Origin of the sequence: Geodermatophilus telluris (assembly GCF_900102745.1) — a bacterium.
GTDB lineage: Bacteria > Actinomycetota > Actinomycetes > Mycobacteriales > Geodermatophilaceae > Geodermatophilus > Geodermatophilus telluris.
The window spans coordinates 389,272-405,372 of record NZ_FMZF01000005.1 but is presented as its reverse complement, the minus strand read 5'-3'; the positions used below and the strand labels follow the sequence as shown (position 1 = coordinate 405,372).

Annotated in this window: 22 protein-coding genes; 18 read left to right on the top strand and 4 right to left on the bottom strand. The window is 76.5% G+C overall.

Annotated features, from left to right (window positions below; all coding sequences use genetic code 11):
* The 4 genes from BLQ97_RS17865 to BLQ97_RS17850 form a co-directional block, all read left to right on the top strand.
* Nucleotides 1-334, top strand: a 334-nt coding sequence (locus BLQ97_RS17865; protein WP_139173733.1) for an HNH endonuclease signature motif containing protein, incomplete at its 5' end; no start/stop codon positions are given.
* A gap of 65 nt (nt 335-399) precedes the next feature.
* Entirely contained in the window at nt 400-726 is a 327-nt protein-coding gene (locus BLQ97_RS17860) for a TfoX/Sxy family protein (protein WP_091367337.1), read from the top strand.
* Between the two features lie 81 nt (nt 727-807).
* On the top strand, nt 808-1,401 hold the full coding sequence (locus BLQ97_RS17855) for a hypothetical protein (protein ID WP_139173731.1): 594 nt from the start codon (nt 808-810) through the stop codon (nt 1,399-1,401).
* A 166-nt stretch (nt 1,402-1,567) separates the two neighbouring features.
* Nucleotides 1,568-2,308: a hypothetical protein gene (locus BLQ97_RS17850; protein WP_091367335.1), complete on the top strand. Its 741-nt coding sequence runs from the start codon at nt 1,568-1,570 to the stop codon at nt 2,306-2,308.
* Between the two features lie 38 nt (nt 2,309-2,346).
* Here BLQ97_RS17850 and BLQ97_RS17845 read toward each other — a convergent pair whose 3' ends face one another.
* Nucleotides 2,347-2,613 (bottom strand): DUF1905 domain-containing protein, encoded by a 267-nt coding sequence (locus tag BLQ97_RS17845; RefSeq protein ID WP_175471799.1) that lies wholly within the window; start codon nt 2,611-2,613, stop codon nt 2,347-2,349.
* A 171-nt stretch (nt 2,614-2,784) separates the two neighbouring features.
* On the opposite strand from BLQ97_RS17845, the gene BLQ97_RS17840 reads away from it, so the two are divergent.
* The 9 genes from BLQ97_RS17840 (at nt 2,785) to BLQ97_RS17800 (ending at nt 10,456) form a co-directional block, all read left to right on the top strand.
* A complete protein-coding gene (locus BLQ97_RS17840; protein ID WP_091367333.1) occupies nt 2,785-3,456 on the top strand; it encodes a prepilin peptidase in 672 nt (223 codons plus the stop codon).
* 176 nt (nt 3,457-3,632) lie between these two features.
* The gene (locus BLQ97_RS23690) at nt 3,633-3,830 is read left to right on the top strand and encodes a Flp family type IVb pilin (protein ID WP_217637242.1); all 198 of its coding nucleotides are present in this window, start codon (nt 3,633-3,635) and stop codon (nt 3,828-3,830) included.
* Nucleotides 3,831-3,938: 108 nt separating this feature from the next.
* Nucleotides 3,939-4,328 (top strand): TadE/TadG family type IV pilus assembly protein, encoded by a 390-nt coding sequence (locus BLQ97_RS17830; protein WP_091367331.1) that lies wholly within the window; start codon nt 3,939-3,941, stop codon nt 4,326-4,328.
* Nucleotides 4,316-5,275, top strand: a complete 960-nt coding sequence (locus tag BLQ97_RS24295; RefSeq protein ID WP_281181443.1) for a pilus assembly protein TadG-related protein — start codon at nt 4,316-4,318, stop codon at nt 5,273-5,275. Before BLQ97_RS17830 ends, BLQ97_RS24295 begins: the two co-directional genes overlap by 13 nt.
* Before the next feature lie 7 nt (nt 5,276-5,282).
* Complete coding sequence (gene cpaB, locus BLQ97_RS17820; protein WP_091367330.1) at nt 5,283-6,032, top strand: Flp pilus assembly protein CpaB; 750 nt, start codon at nt 5,283-5,285, stop codon at nt 6,030-6,032.
* The gene (locus BLQ97_RS17815; protein ID WP_091367329.1) at nt 6,029-7,219 is read left to right on the top strand and encodes a CpaE/TadZ family protein; all 1,191 of its coding nucleotides are present in this window, start codon (nt 6,029-6,031) and stop codon (nt 7,217-7,219) included. Before cpaB ends, BLQ97_RS17815 begins: the two co-directional genes overlap by 4 nt.
* Nucleotides 7,216-8,619, top strand: a complete 1,404-nt coding sequence (locus BLQ97_RS17810) for a TadA family conjugal transfer-associated ATPase (RefSeq protein WP_091367328.1) — start codon at nt 7,216-7,218, stop codon at nt 8,617-8,619. The genes BLQ97_RS17815 and BLQ97_RS17810 overlap by 4 nt, the downstream gene beginning before the upstream one ends.
* Nucleotides 8,616-9,557 carry a type II secretion system F family protein gene (locus tag BLQ97_RS17805; RefSeq protein WP_091367327.1) on the top strand — a complete coding sequence of 314 codons (942 nt, stop codon included), beginning with the start codon at nt 8,616-8,618 and terminating at the stop codon, nt 9,555-9,557. Before BLQ97_RS17810 ends, BLQ97_RS17805 begins: the two co-directional genes overlap by 4 nt.
* Nucleotides 9,557-10,456, top strand: coding sequence for a type II secretion system F family protein (locus BLQ97_RS17800; RefSeq protein ID WP_091367326.1), 900 nt, complete (start codon nt 9,557-9,559; stop codon nt 10,454-10,456). Before BLQ97_RS17805 ends, BLQ97_RS17800 begins: the two co-directional genes overlap by 1 nt.
* Before the next feature lie 61 nt (nt 10,457-10,517).
* Here the strand turns inward: BLQ97_RS17800 and BLQ97_RS17795 are convergent, their stop codons facing one another.
* Nucleotides 10,518-10,862, bottom strand: a complete 345-nt coding sequence (locus tag BLQ97_RS17795) for a DUF8129 domain-containing protein (RefSeq protein ID WP_091367325.1) — start codon at nt 10,860-10,862, stop codon at nt 10,518-10,520.
* Between the two features lie 134 nt (nt 10,863-10,996).
* Here BLQ97_RS17795 and BLQ97_RS17790 point away from each other — a divergent pair, with 134 nt between their 5' ends.
* From BLQ97_RS17790 to BLQ97_RS17770, 5 genes are read left to right on the top strand one after another with little or no spacing between them, the layout of a single operon-like run.
* Nucleotides 10,997-12,130 (top strand): baeRF2 domain-containing protein, encoded by a 1,134-nt coding sequence (locus BLQ97_RS17790; protein ID WP_091367324.1) that lies wholly within the window; start codon nt 10,997-10,999, stop codon nt 12,128-12,130.
* Between the two features lie 14 nt (nt 12,131-12,144).
* Entirely contained in the window at nt 12,145-12,402 is a 258-nt protein-coding gene (locus BLQ97_RS17785; RefSeq protein WP_091367323.1) for a DUF2795 domain-containing protein, read from the top strand.
* A gap of 10 nt (nt 12,403-12,412) precedes the next feature.
* Complete coding sequence (locus BLQ97_RS17780; protein WP_091367322.1) at nt 12,413-12,643, top strand: hypothetical protein; 231 nt, start codon at nt 12,413-12,415, stop codon at nt 12,641-12,643.
* Nucleotides 12,640-13,041 (top strand): acyl-CoA thioesterase, encoded by a 402-nt coding sequence (locus BLQ97_RS17775; RefSeq protein WP_091367321.1) that lies wholly within the window; start codon nt 12,640-12,642, stop codon nt 13,039-13,041. Before BLQ97_RS17780 ends, BLQ97_RS17775 begins: the two co-directional genes overlap by 4 nt.
* A 41-nt stretch (nt 13,042-13,082) precedes the next feature.
* The gene (locus BLQ97_RS17770; protein ID WP_091367320.1) at nt 13,083-13,508 is read left to right on the top strand and encodes a ChaB family protein; all 426 of its coding nucleotides are present in this window, start codon (nt 13,083-13,085) and stop codon (nt 13,506-13,508) included.
* On the opposite strand, the gene BLQ97_RS17765 is transcribed toward BLQ97_RS17770, so the two are convergent.
* Together BLQ97_RS17765 and BLQ97_RS17760 are read right to left on the bottom strand one after the other, a co-directional pair.
* Entirely contained in the window at nt 13,505-14,836 is a 1,332-nt protein-coding gene (locus BLQ97_RS17765; RefSeq protein WP_091367319.1) for a M24 family metallopeptidase, read from the bottom strand. The two genes, BLQ97_RS17770 and BLQ97_RS17765, sit on opposite strands and share 4 nt — an antisense overlap.
* A gap of 45 nt (nt 14,837-14,881) precedes the next feature.
* A complete protein-coding gene (locus tag BLQ97_RS17760) occupies nt 14,882-16,084 on the bottom strand; it encodes a GGDEF domain-containing protein (RefSeq protein ID WP_245692368.1) in 1,203 nt (400 codons plus the stop codon).
* Nucleotides 16,085-16,101 lie beyond the last annotated feature (17 nt).

Sequence of the window (16,101 nt, the reverse complement as noted above, 5' to 3'; positions counted from 1 at the left end):
CCACGACCTCACCGGCCGCCCCGGCCTCACCCCACCCGGCCCCACGCCCGGCTACCGGCCCAGCGCGGCGCTGGACCGGCACGTGCGCGCCCGCGACCGGCGCTGCCGCTTCCCCGGCTGCCGCCGCCGCGTCCCCAAGGCCGGGGAACTGGACCACGTGCGCACCTGGCCCGACGGGGAGACCTCCGCGGCCAACCTGGCCGGCTTCTGCACCAGCCACCACCGCGGCAAGCACCAGGCACCCGGCTGGCACCACGAGCTGACACCCGACGGCACGCTGACCGTCACCACCCCCACCGGGCTGACCGCGGTCACCGAACCCCCGCCCTACTGAGCGGCGGGCGGTGGACCCTGGCCCCGCGCACTGTCGCCAGCGCCGACCATCGGCCAGGCTGAGCCGTGGCGTACGACCGGGAGACCGCCGACCGGGTCCGCCGCATGCTCGCCGTCCGCGACGACGTCGTCGAGAAGCGGATGGTCGGCGGAGGGCTGTCGTTCTCCGTCGGCGGGCGGATGTGCTGCGGCGTCACCGCGACCGGCCTGCTGGTCCGGCTCGGACGCGACGGCGTGACCGCGGCGCTGGCCGAGCCGCACGTGGGCCCGATGGTGCTCGGCGGCCGGACGCTGTCCGGTTTCGTCCTCGTCGACCGGGCCGGGTACGCCACCGACCCGGACCTCGCCGCCTGGGTCCGGCGGGCGCTCGCGCTCGTGGCCGGGCACGCGTGATCGAGACGTGCACGGCGCCGTCCGCGCCTACGCTCTGACCGCCGGTGGGGACGACGGTGTCCCCGTGCAGGGAGGTCGACCATGTCGCAGCTACCCGAGGGGATGCCCGTCCTGAGCCGCGGACGGCACCGCAGCCCGGTCCGCGGGGCGTGCTTCCTCGAGTACACGTCACTGCTCGCCGGTGAGCCGTTCAGCGACGAGCCCGCCTGCGTGGACGGCGAGCTGGCCGCCGTCCTGCGCCACGCGAACGACACGCTGTCCGCTGCCGCGCGACAGCGGCTGGTGCCCCTCCTCGGCCGGGCGATCGGCCTCGCCGTCCCCGAGCCGGCCGTGGCACCGCGGCGCGGACGGGCCCGGCGGTCCGCCTGGGACGTCCGGGCGCTCGCCGCGTACGCCGGCACCGTCGCCGCGCTGCGGGAGAACGTGGCCCGCCGCTTCACCGCCGCACTCGGCCTGGAGCTCCCGGCACCGGAGTGGCGCGGGGTCGGCCGCGGGCGAGACCTCGACCGCCTGTTCTGGTCCCTGATGACCGAGCCGACGGCGGTCAGCACGTCGGCGGCCTGGGGCGACCGGCTGGTGGGCCGCCTGGTGCTGCTGCACGAGTGCTACGAGCAGGCGATGGACGAGCTCGGGCTGGTCCGCCCGGCCGCCGAGGGGCAGCTCCTCCCGTCCTGACCACCCGCCACCAGCCGCCGGCGCGTGCGACGATGTCGCGCGCCGGCGCGAGACCCCGCCCGGGGACACCCGCCGGCCCCGACCCGCGAGGCGCACCCTCCTCGGCGCCGGCCCGGCAGCTGCCGGTCACCCGCCGCGGAGGACGCCGTCTCGCGCGAGGACCGCGATGACCCTCCCGACCTCCTCCGTGCGGCCGCCCTCGCCGTGGCCCGGCTCGCGCCACGAGACCGAGCACCGCTGGCAGCTCGAGGGTGTCCGCACCCTCGGTGACGCCGTCGCCGGGTTGCGCGCGCTCGCCGCGGAGCTCCGGGCCGCCCACGCCGCCGGCTGGTCACTCGCCCAGCCGATGCGCGACGGCCACCTGCTCGCCACCCGGCCCTCCCGCCGGGAACGTTCCCGCGGCGTCGAGCCGCCGACGGCGCCGGCCGTGCCCCCGTCCCTCTCCCGGTGGCGCGTCCGGGTGGTCGACGAGCCGCCGCTGCCCGGCGACCGGGTGCTGTCCGTCGACGACGTCCCGGGGACCCCCGTGGTGACGGCGGCCGGCGGCGTGCTGCGGCAGGTGGGCGGTCCGCCGCTGCCGCCGGGCGTCCTGGACGAGCTGGCCCGCCAGGTGTCGCCCCAGGAGCTGGGCCGGCGGCGCTGGGCGGTCGTGCCCGCCCGGGTGGGCCCCGCGCGGGACCTCGTCGCCGACGGCGGTGCCCTGTCCGTGCACGCCGTGGTCGACGGCGCCCTGGTCCGCACCGTCGAGGTGCTGGGCCTGCGGCACGCCGCCGACCGGTCGACCGGTCTCCCGGCGGCCGCGGCGGCCTACGAGCGGCTGGCGCACGCGGCCGAAGCGATGGCCGCCGTCGGCGGACGCCTCGCCGAGGTGGACGACGGCCTGCTGCACGTCCGGTACGACCGCTGACGACCGCGCGCTCGAGCGTCGACCGGTCCGCGCCACCGTCAGAGCCGGGCGTGGTCGACGGCGACCTCGACCCGCACCACATCGCCGTCGTCCTTGCCGGCGCGGATCCGCGCCGGCACCGGCAGCAGCCAGCCGCCGGCACGGTCGCGCCACACGCTGGTGGGCCAGGTCCGCCCGTCGACCGTCGCGGTCACCGGCACCCGACCGAAGGGTCCCGCCGCCTCCGGCGCGTGCTCGTCGGGGACGGGGGCGAACACCCAGCCGCCCGCCCCGGGCCAGCGCAGCAGCGTCGCGTCGAAGGGCACGGGCGCATGCTGCCCGACGGGGACGACGGTCCCCGGGCCGCGCGCTGCGACGGCTGCGCCGTCCGGGACGGGCGGGACGACCGGGGCGAGGCGGACGCCGGGCGTCCCGGGCGGGGCGCGGCGCTGTGCCACCGTGCTGACCGTGCCCGCCCCCCGCCGCCGGACCGCCCGGTGACCGGCGTGGTCCTGGCCGTGGCCGCGGTGCTCGGCGCGGCCGTGGGCGCGCTCGTCGACCGCGCGGCGGCCCGATTCCCCTGGCCCCGCCCGGCCACAGTCGGCGGCGTCCTGCGCGGGAGCGGGGGAGCGGCCCCGCCCGGGGTCCTGCCGGTGGCGACCGCGGCCCTGTTCGCCCTCGTCGCGCTGCGGTTCGGCGCCACCGCCGAGCTGGCCGCCTGGCTGTGGTTCGCCGCCGCGGGCGTCCTGCTCGGCGTGATCGACCTGCGCGAGCGGCTGCTGCCCGACCGCGTGCTGGCCCCCGCGGTCGCCGGCTCGGCGGTGCTGCTCGCCGTCGCCGCCGCGGCCGGGGACGCCTGGCTCGACCTGGGGCGCGCCGCCCTCGGTGCGGTCGTGCTGTTCACCGCCCTGCTGGCGCTGGCCCTCGCGGCGCCGGGGCAGCTGGGGATGGGCGACGTCAAGCTCGGCGTGCTGCTCGGGCTGCACCTGGGCTGGCTGGGCTGGCCGGCGCTGCTGCTGGGCGTGCTGGCCGCGTTCGTCGTCCAGGCCGCGGTGTCCCTCGTGCTGCTGGCCGCGCGCCGGGTCGGCCGGCGCAGCGAGCTCCCGTTCGGCCCCGCGCTGCTGCTGGGCGCCCTGCTCACCGCGACCTGGACCGCCGGCCTCGCCTGAAACCGGTCACCCAGTGTGACCGCGGCCTCACCGAGGTCGATCGACCGGGTGGCCGGGGTCCTCCGATGCGGTGGCCGCCTCTCAAGTCGGCGAGCCGTCGTGGCGATGGGCCCTGCACAGCCGCGAGGACGGGTCAGCCGACCCGTACCGGCCGGCTCCGCCTCCAGGGAGTACCCGTGCAGAACGTCTTCGCCACCCTCGTCAGCCTCGTCGCCGTCGCCCAGGACCGCCTCCGTGAGGAGAAGGGCGCCACCGCCGTCGAGTACGGCCTGATGGTCGGCCTCATCGCCGCCGTCATCGTCGGCCTCGTCGCCACCCTCGGCACCGAGCTCCGCGGCATGTTCCAGGACGTCCTCGACGCCATCGGCGACTGACCGATCCCGCAGAGCCGATCGTCCGCTGCCCGGCGCAGCGGCCTCCAGCGCGAGGCCGCTGCGCCGGAGCGCACCCGAGACCCGAGACCCGAGAGAGGAGGACCGACGATGCAGTCGCTGCGGAGTGAGCGCGGGGCCAGCGCCGTGGAGTTCGCGCTGATCGTCCCGCTGCTGGTCCTCCTCGTGTTCGGCATCGTCGAGTTCGGCCGCGGGTTCCAGGTGAACGGCACGCTGTCGGCCGCCGCCCGCGAGGGCGTGCGGATGATGGCGCTGCAGAACGACCCGGCCGCCGCTCGGGCCACCGTCCGCTCGGTGGCCTCCTCGCTGGACCCGGCGCTCACCGACGCCCAGATCGTGATCACCCCGGCCCGCTGCCCGACCACCACCGGCTCGACGCTGGTGCGACTGCGGATCGACTACGAGATGCCCTTCGTCACCGGCCTCTTCGGGGCGTCGGTGGACATGACCGGGACGGGGGTCATGCGGTGCGGTGGCTGATCCGCCGGCTGCGTCCCCGGCTCGCCGAGGAGCGCGGCGCCGCGGCCGTGCTGCTCAGCCTGCTCCTCGTGCCGCTGCTCGGCTTCGCCGCGATCGCGGTCGACGTCGGCGCCGTCTACGCCGAGCGCGCCCGCCTGCAGGTGGCCGCCGACGCCGGCGCGCTCGCCGTCGCCCAGGACTGCGCCCGCGGCGCCTGCGGGGACGTGCAGGCCACGGCCGACGCGATGGTGGCGGCCAACGCCGGCACCGCCGACGCCGACCGGCCCGTGCTCGCCAGCGGGCCGACGCGGGTGACCGTGACCGGCCGCCAGCCCACCGAGCACTGGTTCGCCCCGGTGCTCGGCATCGACGCCACGGCGGTCTCGGCGTCGGCGACCGTCGCCTGGGGCGCCCCGGGCGGGGGGACGGCGGTGCTGCCGCTGACCTTCTCCTGGTGCGAGTTCGCCCAGCAGACCGACGGCGGGATGCCCTCGGGCACCACCGTGCGCACCATCCGGCTGACCAAGACCTCGGGCACCACCGACTGCACCGGGCCGTCGCACAACACCGTCCCCGGCGGCTTCGGCTACCTGGTGACCGACGCCGGCCGGTGCCAGGCCACCAGCGCGGTGAACGGCCGGTCGACGTCGTCGACCGGCAACACGCCGCCCTCGGCCTGCCAGCCCACCGACCTCTCCCGCTGGCTGGGCTCCACGGTGCTGCTGCCGATCTTCGACCAGTACGGCAGCACCGGCAGCAACGCCTGGTACCACGTCTACGGCTACGCGGCGTTCCGGATCACCGGCTACTTCCTCGGCGGCCAGTTCGAGACCACGCCGCGCCCGTGCACCGGCAACGACCGCTGCATCACCGGCTACTTCACCCGCTTCGTCGAGCTCTCCGACGCCTTCTCCCTCGACCCCGACGCGCCCGACCTGGGGTCGGCCGTCCTGCGCCTGATCCGGTAGGTACCCCGTGAGACGACTGCTCGCCGCCCTGGCGGCGCTCCTGCTCGCCCTCGTGGGCACCGTGGTCCTGGTGGCCTACGTCCGCGCAGCCGACGCCCGCGCCCTCGCCGGCGTGGAGACCGTGGAGGTCCTCGTCGTGGACCAGCCGGTCCCCGAGGGCACCCCCGCCGGCGACCTCGAGGACCTGGTCCGCACCGAGCTGCTGCCGGCCAAGGCCGCCGCCGAGGGCCGGGTCACCGACCTGGCCGAGCTCGCCGGGCGGGTGGCCACCGCCGACCTGCAGCCGGGGGAGCAGCTGCTGGCCGCCCGGTTCGGCGACCCCGCCGCGCTGCGCGACCCCGGCAGCGTGGCCCTGCCCGACGGTGCCGAGGAGGTCGCCGTGCTGCTGACCCCCGAGCGCGCCGCGGGCGGCCGGCTGGTCGCCGGCGACACCGTCGGCGTCTTCCTGTCGCTGACCTACGAGGACGGCACCGCGACGACGCACGCCGTCCTGCACCGCGTCCTGGTGACCCGCGTCGACGGCGGCGTCGTCCCGGCGAGCGCGGACACCGAGACCGCCGCCGCGGACGGGGAGGGCGACGCCGTCCCCACCGAGAGCCTGCTGGTCACCCTCGCGCTGCCCGCCTCCGACGCCGAGACCGTGGTCTTCGGCGTCGAGCACGGCACCCTCTGGCTCTCGCGCGAGCCGGCCGGCGCCGACACCGGGGGCACCGGGGTCCTCACCCAGACCGACGTCTACACCCGGGAGCAGAAGTGAGCCGCATCGTCCTGGCCGCCGCCGACCAGGAGCTGTGCGGCCGCGTCCTCGCCGCCGCCGACGGCGACGTGCACGTCCTGCCGCCCGGCCGCCTGCCGAGCGACCCGGCCCGCCTGTTCGAGCAGCTGTGGGACGGCGAGCTGCCCGACGTCCTCGTCGTGGGCCCCGACGCCGCCCCCGCCGAGGCGCTCTCGCTGGCCGCGCGGCTGGACGTGCAGTGCCCCGGCATCAGCGTGGTCCTCGTCGCCGCGCCGACGCCGGAGCTGTGGCAGGAGGCCATGCGCGCCGGCATCCGCGACCTGCTGGCGCCCGACGCCCCGGTGGAGGCCCTCCGGGCCGCGATCGACCGCGCCGGGGCCGCCGCTGCCGGCCGGCGCCGCGTGCTGCGCCCGCTGGAGGAGACCGCCCGCTACACCGGCCGGGTCATCACCGTCGCCTCGCCCAAGGGCGGCGTCGGCAAGACCACCGTGTCCACCAACCTGGCCGTCGGGCTCACCGCTGCCGCGCCGCAGTCGACGGTCCTGGTCGACCTCGACGTGCAGTTCGGCGACGTCGCCTCGGCGCTGGGCCTGACGCCGGAGTACACGCTGCCCGACGCCGTCCACGGCCCGGCCAGCCAGGACACGATGGTGCTCAAGACCTTCCTCACCCAGCACCCGTCGGGCCTCTACGCCGTCTGCGGCGCGGAGTCCCCGGCCGCCGGGGACTCCATCACCGGCGCCGACGTCAGCCGGCTGCTGGCCTCGCTCGCGCGCGAGTTCCGCTACGTCGTCGTCGACACCGCCCCCGGGCTGTCGGAGCAGACGCTGGCGGCCCTCGACCGGGCCACCGACGTGGTGATGCTCAGCAGCATGGACGTCCCCGGCGTCCGCGGGCTGCGCAAGGAGCTCGACGTGCTGCGCGAGCTGTGCATGATCCCGGCCGGCCGGCACGTGGTCATGAACTTCGCCGACCCCAAGGGCGGGCTGTCGGTGCGCGATGTCGAGACCACCATCGGGACCGGCATCGACGTCGTCCTGCCGCGCTCCTCGTCGGTCCCGGCGTCGACCAACCGCGGGGTGCCGCTGCTGCAGGACGGCGGCCGCGAGCCGGTCGTCAAGGAGCTGCGCCGGCTGGTGTCGCGCTTCGCGGCCACCCCGATCGTCCGGCCCGGCCGCTACCGGGCCAAGCACCGGGCGGCGTCGTGAACCTCGCGACCCGCCTCGACGTCGCCCGCGGCCGGCACAGCGCCCCCGACGGGCCCGCGCCCGTCGTCCCCCCAGCACCCGCGGCGCCCGCGCCGCCTCCCGCGGTCGACGCCCTGGCCCGGCTCAAGGACCGGGTCGGCAAGGCGCTGTTCGAGCGCATGGGCAGCCGGATGACCGACGCGAGCCTCGGCGAGGAGCAGCTGCGGGCGATCGTGCTCGGCGAGCTCGACGCCGTCGTCGACGAGGAGCGGGTGCCGCTGAGCCCCGAGGAGCGCCAGCGGCTCACCGCCGAGCTCGCCGACGACGTCCTGGGCTACGGGCCGCTGCAGCGGCTGCTCGACGACCCGACGGTCACCGAGATCATGGTGAACGGCCCGGAGAACATCTACGTCGAGCAGGGCGGCAAGCTGCGCCGCAGCAGCGCCCGCTTCGCCTCCGAGGAACACCTGCGGCGGGTCATCGACCGCATCGTGTCCCGGGTGGGCCGGCGCATCGACGAGTCCTCGCCGCTGGTCGACGCCCGCCTGGCCGACGGGTCGCGGGTCAACGCGGTCATCCCGCCGCTGGCCTTCAGCGGCTCGACGCTGACCATCCGCAAGTTCGCCCAGGACCCGTTCACCGTCGAGGACCTCATCGGCTTCGGCACCCTCACGCCGGAGATGGCCGAGCTGCTGCGGGCCTGCGTCGAGGCCCGGCTCAACGTCATCGTCTCCGGGGGCACCGGCACCGGGAAGACGACGCTGCTCAACGTGCTGTCCTCCTTCATCCCCGAGGGCGAGCGGATCGTCACCATCGAGGACGCCGTCGAGCTGCAGCTGCAGCAGGACCACGTCGTCCGCCTGGAGTCCCGGCCGCCCAACATCGAGGGCAGGGGCGCGGTCACCATCCGCGACCTGGTGCGCAACTCGCTGCGGATGCGGCCCGACCGGATCGTGGTCGGGGAGTGCCGCGGCGGGGAGAGCCTGGACATGCTGCAGGCGATGAACACCGGCCACGACGGGTCGCTGTCGACGGTGCACGCCAACTCCCCGCGCGACGCCGTCGCCCGGCTGGAGACCCTCGTGCTCATGGCGGGGATGGACCTGCCGCTGCGCGCCATCCGCGAGCAGATCGCCTCCGCCGTCGACCTGGTCGTCCAGCTGACCCGGCTGCGCGACGGCACCCGGCGGGTCACCCACGTGACCGAGGTGCAGGGCATGGAGGGGGAGACGGTCACCCTCCAGGACGCCTTCCTCTTCGACTACTCCGCCGGCGTCGACGCCTCGGGCCGGTTCCTCGGCCGGCCGGTGTCCACCGGCGTGCGGCCGCGGTTCACCGAGCGGTTCGCCGAGCTGGGCATCGCCGTCGACCCGCGGGTCTTCGGCGCCCCGCCGCCGCGGCAGCGGGGGTGGGGCGCGTGACGCCGGCCCTGCTCGTCGCGGGCCTGCTCGCCGCCACCGGCGCGCTGCTGCTCGCGGTGGTCGCGGTCGTGCCGCCGGCCCCGCGGCGGGTGCCGCTGCACCGGCTCGACCCCGCCGTGGTGCCGCAGGGATCGGCGCTGGCCGGCGCCGGGGCGGCCGCCGGCGCCGCCGTGGCGCGGGCGCTCGCCCGCCGCGGCCGGCTGGCCTCCGGGACGGCGGCCCTCGAGCGGGCCGGGCTGGGCGTGACCCTGCCGGAGTTCGTGCTGCGCACCGGGCTGGCCGCGCTCGGCCTGGGGCTGCTCGGCGCGCTGCTCGGCGGCGTCGTCCTCGGCGTGCTGCTGGCTGCCGCCGCCCCGCTGGGCGCGCGGCTGCTGCTGGCGTGGCGGACCGGACGGCGGCAGGCGGCCTTCGCCGACCAGCTCGACGACTCGCTGCAGCTGATGGCCAGCAGCCTGCGGGCCGGCCACAGCCTGCTGCGCGCGATCGACTCGGTGTCGCAGGAGGCCGAGGCGCCGACGTCGGAGGAGTTCGCCCGGATCGTCAACGAGACCCGGGTGGGCCGCGACCTGGCCGACGCCCTCGACGAGGTGGCCGCCCGCACCGCCAGCGACGACTTCACCTGGGTGGCGCAGGCCATCGCCATCCACCGCGAGGTCGGCGGCAACCTGGCCGAGGTGCTCGACGTGGTCGGCCGGACCATCCGCGAGCGCAACGCCATCCGCCGCCAGGTCAAGGCGCTGGCGGCCGAGGGCAAGCTGTCGGCGCTCGTGCTCATGCTGCTGCCCTTCGGGGTCAGCGGCTTCATCGCGCTGACCAACCCCGACTACCTGTCGGCCTTCACCGAGAGCGCCGCCGGGTTCGTCATGCTCGGCGCCTGCGGGCTGCTGCTCACCGCCGGCGCGCTGTGGCTGAAGAAGACCGTGAGCATCCGGTTCTGATGAGCGCCGTCCCCGTCCCCGTGCTCGCCGCGGCCCTCGCCGTGGCCCTCGCCGTGCCCCTGCTGGGCTGGGCGCTGCTGGCCCGCCCCGACGCCGCCACCGTGCAGGCGCGCGACAACCTCACCCGCGGGCTGGACGCCGCGCCCGTCGGCGCGGCCGTCCCCGTGGGCGGCGGCGCCGCCGGCCGGCTGGTGCGCGCCCTCACCCCGCCGGGCACCGTGGCGCGGGTCGACCGCCTGCTGGGCACCGCCGGGCGGCCGGCGGAGTGGCCGCTGGCGCGGGTGCTCACCGTCAAGCTGGTGCTGCCCGCGATCGCCGCCGCGCTCGGGGTGCTGCTGCTGAGCGCCCGGCCCGGCGCCCTGCTCGCCGTCCTGGTGGTGGCGGTGACCGTCGTCTGCTGGTTCGTGCCGGAGCTGCTGCTGACCAGCCGCGGGCAGGAGCGGCGGCAGGCCATCGAGCTGGAGCTGGCCGACACCCTCGACCAGATGACCATCGCGGTCGAGGCGGGACTGGGCTTCGAGTCGGCGCTCGCCCGTGCCGGGCGCACGGGCAAGGGGCCGCTGGCCGAGGAGCTGGTGCGCACCCTGCAGGACATCGGCGTCGGCCAGCCGCGCCGCGAGGCCTACCTCGCGCTGGCCGAGCGCACCGGGGTGGCCGACCTGCGGCGCTTCATCCGCGCGGTGGTGCAGGCCGACGTCTACGGCGTCTCCATCGCCGACGTGCTGCGCACCCAGGCCGCCGAGATGCGGCTCAAGCGGCGGCAGCGGGCCGAGGAGAAGGCCATGCAGATCCCGGTGAAGGTGATCTTCCCGCTGATCCTGTGCATCCTCCCGACCCTGTTCATCGTGCTGCTCGGGCCGGCCGCGATGGACATCGCCGCCACCTTCAGCGGGGACTGAGCCACCCAGCCCGGTGCACGTCCGCGGACGTGCACCGGGCACTCCCGCGGACGTGCGGGGGTCAGCCGGTCGAGCGCGGCTGGGCCGGGTTGGTCGGGTCGCCCTGCGACGGCGGGTTCATCGCCGGGCCGGTGGTCGCCTCGGACACCTTGGAGCCGCCCGCCGCGTGCACCGGGTCGTCGGCGGCCGCGGCCGCCGGGTCGCCGCCGGAGGGCTGGGCGCCCTCGTGCAGCGACCGCAGCCGGTTCTCCATGGCCATCACGACCTGGAGCCGGTCGGCGTGGGCGCGCTCGTAGTCGAGGAGCGTCTGCAGGCCGGTGGCGTCCAGCGTGCGGATGCGCGAGATCAGTCCCTCCACCGGCAGGTGGTCGTAGTCGGGCAACGGCAGCTGGTCGTGCTCGGTCATGCCCGACCGCCTACCCCTGCCTCCGCGGTCCGACACGGTGTGTGGCGTCCGGGTCGGTGGGTAGGCGGCGAGCAGAGCGCGCCCCGCCGCGGGCGCCGCCCCCGACAGCAGAACGAGGAAGTGGTCCCCACCCCATGGACGTGTCCTTCCTGGCGCCGGTGTTCCAGGCAGCCGGTCCCTACGCCACCGTGTGCGCCGACGTCACCCACGTGACCGAGAGCGCCGACACCGAGCTCGACCTCCGCGTCCGCGCGGTCGCCGAGAAGCTCGGGGAGCAGGGTGCGCCGGAGGCCGTCGTCGAGGCGGTGCGCGGCCGGCTGCTCGAGGGCAACGACGGCGGTGAGGCGGGCACCGTCCGCGGCCGCGCCGTCGTCGTCGCCGCCGACGGCACCGTGGTGTTCGACGCGCAGCTGGCCGACGTGCCGCGCCAGGAGCTCGCCGAGTGGTCGCCGCAGCCCGACCTGCTGCCGGTGCTGCGCGCGCTGCCCGGCCGCGTCCCGCACGTCGTCGTCCTCACCGACCGCACCGGCGCCGACCTCACCGTCGCGAGCCTCCCCGGGCAGGTCGAGGAGGAGGAGACGGTCAAGGGCGACACGTTCCAGATCCGCAAGTTCCAGGGCGGCGGCTGGGCGCACCACCGCTACCAGCACAACGCCGAGAACAAGTGGGTGCACAACGCCGACGACGTCGCCGAGCACATCGCCTCGGTGGTCCGCCGGCTGCACCCCCGCTTCGTCCTGCTGGCCGGCGACATGCGCGCCCGGCAGATCCTCACCGACCGCGCCAGCGGGCTGTGGTCGGACCTGATCGTGTCGATCGACGAGGGCGGCCGGGCCGCCGGCGCCGACCGCGAGCCGATCGAGCGCAAGGCCGCCGAGCTGGTCGCCGAGCACGAGGCGCACGACGAGGCCGACGCCGTGGAGAAGATCAGCTCGGCCGGCGCCCACGGGCTGGCCGTGACCGGGACCGCCGCCGTGGTCGAGGCCTTCCGCAAGGCCCAGGTCGAGACGCTGGTCCTGGCCGACCCCGCGGACGACGAGAAGCTGCTCGTGGGCGGCTCGCCCCTCGAGCTCGGCGTCGACCAGGCCGACATGGAGGCCCTCGGCGTCCGGGACGCGCACTCGGTGCCCGCCGAGGGGGCGCTGCTCGCCGCCGCCGTCGCCAGCTCCGCCGGCGTCGTGGTCGTGCCCCGGGCGGCCCTGCCGGGCGACATCCCGGTCGCGGCGATCCTGCGCTACACCGACGACTCGACCCCCACCCCGCAGTGACGGAGGCAGCAGCCATGACCGACCCCCGCCAGGAGGGCACCCCCGCCGGCACGAGCCCGGCCGACATCGACCGCCGCGCGGCCATCGCCGAGGCGCTGGGCAAGGAGGTGTGGCCGGCCGACCGCGACGCCCTGCTCGCCCGCGCGCAGGAGTCGAACGCGACCGACCGCGTCCTCGGCGACCTGCGCCGGCTGCCCGAGGGGCAGCGGTTCGAGAACGTGCAGGACGTCGCCCGGGCCCTCGGCCTGGGCACCGAGCAGCAGCGTTTCTGAGGAGGTCCGCGTGGTCACCCAGAAGGAGCCCAGCCCCGAGGCGCTGGCGAACGTCACCGAGCACAACGTGGAGACCCGCGCCGACCTGCTGCCCGAGGAGAAGGACATGCAGGGCAGCGGCATGGAGGAGGTCGCCGCCGAGGTGATCCTGGCCGAGTCGGAGGAGCGCACCGTGCACCCCGACCCCGACGACGCCCAGGGCGCCCACCGGCAGTCGGCAGAGACGGCGGACCTGCCCTGAGCACCGGTCCCGCACGGGGCGGCGTCCACGAGCACCCCGTCCAGCTGCGCTGGGGCGACAGCGACGCCTTCGGGCACGTCAACCACGCGCGGGTGCTCGGGCTGCTCGAGGACGCCCGGCTGGCGATGGCCGCCCCCGGCGCGGGCATCATCCTGGCCCGGCTGGAGATCGACTACCTCCGGCAGGTGCACTACCGGGTCTCCGAGCACCTGACGGTGAGCAGCACGATCACCCGGCTGGGCCGCAGCTCGATCGGCATGCGCCAGGACCTCACCCAGGACGGCGAGCTGGCCCTGCGCGCCGACATGGTGCTGGTCGCCTTCGACTACGCCGCCGACGCGACCAGCCCGCTGACCGAGCAGCAGCGGGCGCACTGGTCCCAGTGGCTGGTCGGGTGACACCGCCGTTGACCGCCGCCCATGCTGGGTAGGGCCCGGCCATGGCCAAGACGACGAAGAGCGGGGACGCGAAGGCCGACGAGATCCCCAGCACGCTGCAGCGCTCCGACGAGAAGGCCCAGCGCACCTTCGCCAAGGCGCACGACTCCGCCGTCGAGAACTACGACGGTGACGAGCAGCGCGCCAACCGGGTGGCGTGGGCCGCGGTCAAGCACACCCACGAGAAGGTCGGCGACCACTGGGAGCCCAAGGACCACGCGGGCCCGTCCGACGCGCAGGCCGAGGGTGGCGCGGACACCGACCGGGAGACCAAGGGCGGCGTCGACGCGAACGCCACCAAGGCCCACCTGATGGACCTCGCCAAGCGGCTCGACGTGCCCGGCCGCTCGACGATGTCCAAGGACGAGCTCGTCGACGCCGTCCAGAAGGCCAGCGACCGGGAGACCCGCCGGGCGCGGGAGTCCTAGGCAGGCAGCGTCCAGAGCTCGCGCTGCGGACGGCCGAGCCAGCGGGTCCCGCGCGGGGTGAGCGCCACGCCCTCCTCCAGGGCGAGCCGCACGCACTGCCCGCCCCACTCCGGCACCGGCAGGCGCACGGCCAGCTCGAGGGCGTAGACGGTGTCGGGGTGCAGCACCCGGTCGCCGTCACCGGGGACGCCGTGCTGGTCGTCCCACCGGCCGATCGCCGGCCCGGCGCCGTGCCCGTGGACGCCGACCGGGTGGGAGTAGACCGCGGCCTCCAGGCCCTCGGCGGCGGCCGCGGCACGGGCGGCGGCGAGCACCTCGTTGCCGGTGCGCCCGGCGCGCAGCGCGGCCGCGGTCAGCGCCTGCGCCCGGGTGCCGGCCGCCCACGCCCGGCCCAGGCCCTCGGGCGGCGCGGTCTCGCCGGGCTGCCGCAGGTAGACGGTGCGCTGCAGGTCGGTGGCCAGGCCGAGGCTGGTCAGCCCGGCGTCGCAGGTCACCAGGTCGCCGGGCAGCAGGGCGGCGTCCTGCGGCACGGCGGGCAGCTCCACGCCGCGCCGGCCGCGCAGCGGCACCCCGGCCCGCTGCACGGTGACTCCGGGGTGGAACCAGGGCGGGACGCCGAGGTCGGCCAGCCGCTGGTGCACCCACCAGGCGAGGTCGGCGGCGGTCGTCGTCCCCGGGGTGAGGACGGCGGGGGACAGCGCCTCGGCCAGGACGCCGTCGGTGAGGCCGTTGAGCGCGTCGAGGGCGGCGACCTCCTCGGGCAGCCGGGTCTCCAGCCAGCCCACGACGAGGTCCTCGGCCGGCACCAGCCGCCGGGCGTGGGGGCCCAGCGCCTCGGTGAGCAGGCCGTGGTCGCTCACCGACAGCCCGTCGGCCAGCGAGCAGCGCGCGGAGACGTCGATGCCGATGCGGCGCGGGGCGGCCTGCTCGACGATCCGCCGCACCGCCGCCCACTGAGCCTGCTCGTCACCCTCCCGGCCGGCCTCCCGGTCGCCGTCCCGGTCGTCGTCCTCGCCGGTCCAGGCCGGCAGGAACTGGCCCACCGGGTAGCGGGACACGGCCACCGGCGTGACGCCGTCGTCGCTGCGGTGCAGCACCAGCACCACCCGGCGCCGCGCCGACAGCCAGGTCGCCGGCAGCAGCGTGGCCAGCACCGGGTCCTCGTTGTTCTCCCGCCCGACCACCAGCCACAGGTCGATGCCGGCGCGGTCCATGAGCACCGGCAGCAGGTCGAGCAGCCGCTGGCTCAGCCACCCGTCCCGGACGTCGGCCTGCTGCCGCAGCGGCAGCGGCACCGTCCGCGTCGGGTCCGGGACCACCAGGGTCATGGGGACAGGGAAGCAGAGAACCGCGGTCCCCACCCCTCGGGGAACTCAGCCCACGTCGGTGCGGGCCGCCCCCGGGCGGGTCGGCGGGTCGACCACCTCACCGGTCGGCGCGGACCGTGGCCGCGGCACCCGGGAGGTGGCCACCCGGTCGCGGCCGGCCTGCTTGGCCTCGTACATGGCGGCGTCGGCGCGGTCGACGAGCCGCCACAGGGCCTCGGTGACGTCCTCGCCGTCGACCGGGTTGGTCAGCGCCACCCCGATCGAGGCGGTGACGGGGTGGCCGTGGGCGCCGCTGCTGCCGGCCACCGCCGAGCGCAGCCGCTCGGCCAGCCGGGCGGCCTCCGCGTTGTCGGCGACCAGGCCGAGGACGACGAGCTCCTCGCCGCCGAGGCGGGCCAGCAGGTCGCTGGGGCGGACGCAGTCGGACAGCGCGGTGGCCACGCCCCGCAGGACGGCGTCGCCGGCGGCGTGCCCGTGCGCGTCGTTGACCTGCTTGAAGTGGTCGAGGTCGAGCACCATGGCGGCCACCCGGAGCCCCTCCCGCCGGGCCGTCCGCCAGGCTCGCGGCGCCTGGTCGACGAGGTGCCGGCGGTTGGCCAGCCCGGTGAGCGGGTCGCTCTGGGAGAGCGCCTCGGTGGCGGCGAGCAGCCGCTGCACCCGCCGGCGCAGCAGGTACACGGTGACCGAGACGAGGACGAGCATCCCGCCGTCCACACCGACCCGGACGGCGAGACCGAGGGCGCCGGGGTAGCTGCCGGCCAGCGCGGCCAGGCAGGCCACGGGGGTCAGCGCCATCACCACGCCCAGCATCCAGCGGTCGAGGAACCACGCCGCGGCCGAGCAGGAGAACAGCAGCACCATCGGCGTCGCGTAGCGCACCGGGTCGTCGATGCACTGCGCGACGACGACGTAGACGAGGTGGCCGAGCAGCACCAGGCCGAAGGTCGACCAGCGGCCCACGCGGCGGCGCACCACCAGGGGCACCGCCGCCAGCACCAGCGCCGCCATCGTCGCGGTGTAGGTCCAGCCGGTGACGCCGTCGCGGGCCACCCCGTCCAGTGCCGCGTTGACCAGCCCGGTGCAGCCGCCGACCACGAGGAGGACGGCGATCACGAGCGCGGCGAGGCGGTGTTCGGCGCTGCCGGGTCCCATCCTCTCCCCGGGGGAGCTCGAGCCGTCGGTGCCGCGGGACCAGGGACGCACGACGAGCAGGATGCCGTACCCCGAGGTGGCACCGGCGTTTCCCACGCGCAGAGTCCCCCGGG

Bases quoted from the DNA above. Each gene is read 5' to 3' on its own strand.
- BLQ97_RS17790 (WP_091367324.1), top strand. From the start codon at position 10,997: ATGGACGTGTCCTTCCTGGCGCCGGTGTTCCAGGCAGCCGGTCCCTAC.
- BLQ97_RS17830 (WP_091367331.1), top strand. From the start codon at position 3,939: ATGCAGTCGCTGCGGAGTGAGCGCGGGGCCAGCGCCGTGGAGTTCGCG.
- BLQ97_RS17765 (WP_091367319.1), bottom strand. From the start codon at position 14,836: ATGACCCTGGTGGTCCCGGACCCGACGCGGACGGTGCCGCTGCCGCTG.
- BLQ97_RS17795 (WP_091367325.1), bottom strand. From the start codon at position 10,862: ATGACCGAGCACGACCAGCTGCCGTTGCCCGACTACGACCACCTGCCG.
- BLQ97_RS17850 (WP_091367335.1), top strand. From the start codon at position 1,568: ATGACCCTCCCGACCTCCTCCGTGCGGCCGCCCTCGCCGTGGCCCGGC.
- BLQ97_RS17855 (WP_139173731.1), top strand. From the start codon at position 808: ATGTCGCAGCTACCCGAGGGGATGCCCGTCCTGAGCCGCGGACGGCAC.
- BLQ97_RS17770 (WP_091367320.1), top strand. From the start codon at position 13,083: ATGGCCAAGACGACGAAGAGCGGGGACGCGAAGGCCGACGAGATCCCC.
- BLQ97_RS17800 (WP_091367326.1), top strand. From the start codon at position 9,557: ATGAGCGCCGTCCCCGTCCCCGTGCTCGCCGCGGCCCTCGCCGTGGCC.
- BLQ97_RS17785 (WP_091367323.1), top strand. From the start codon at position 12,145: ATGACCGACCCCCGCCAGGAGGGCACCCCCGCCGGCACGAGCCCGGCC.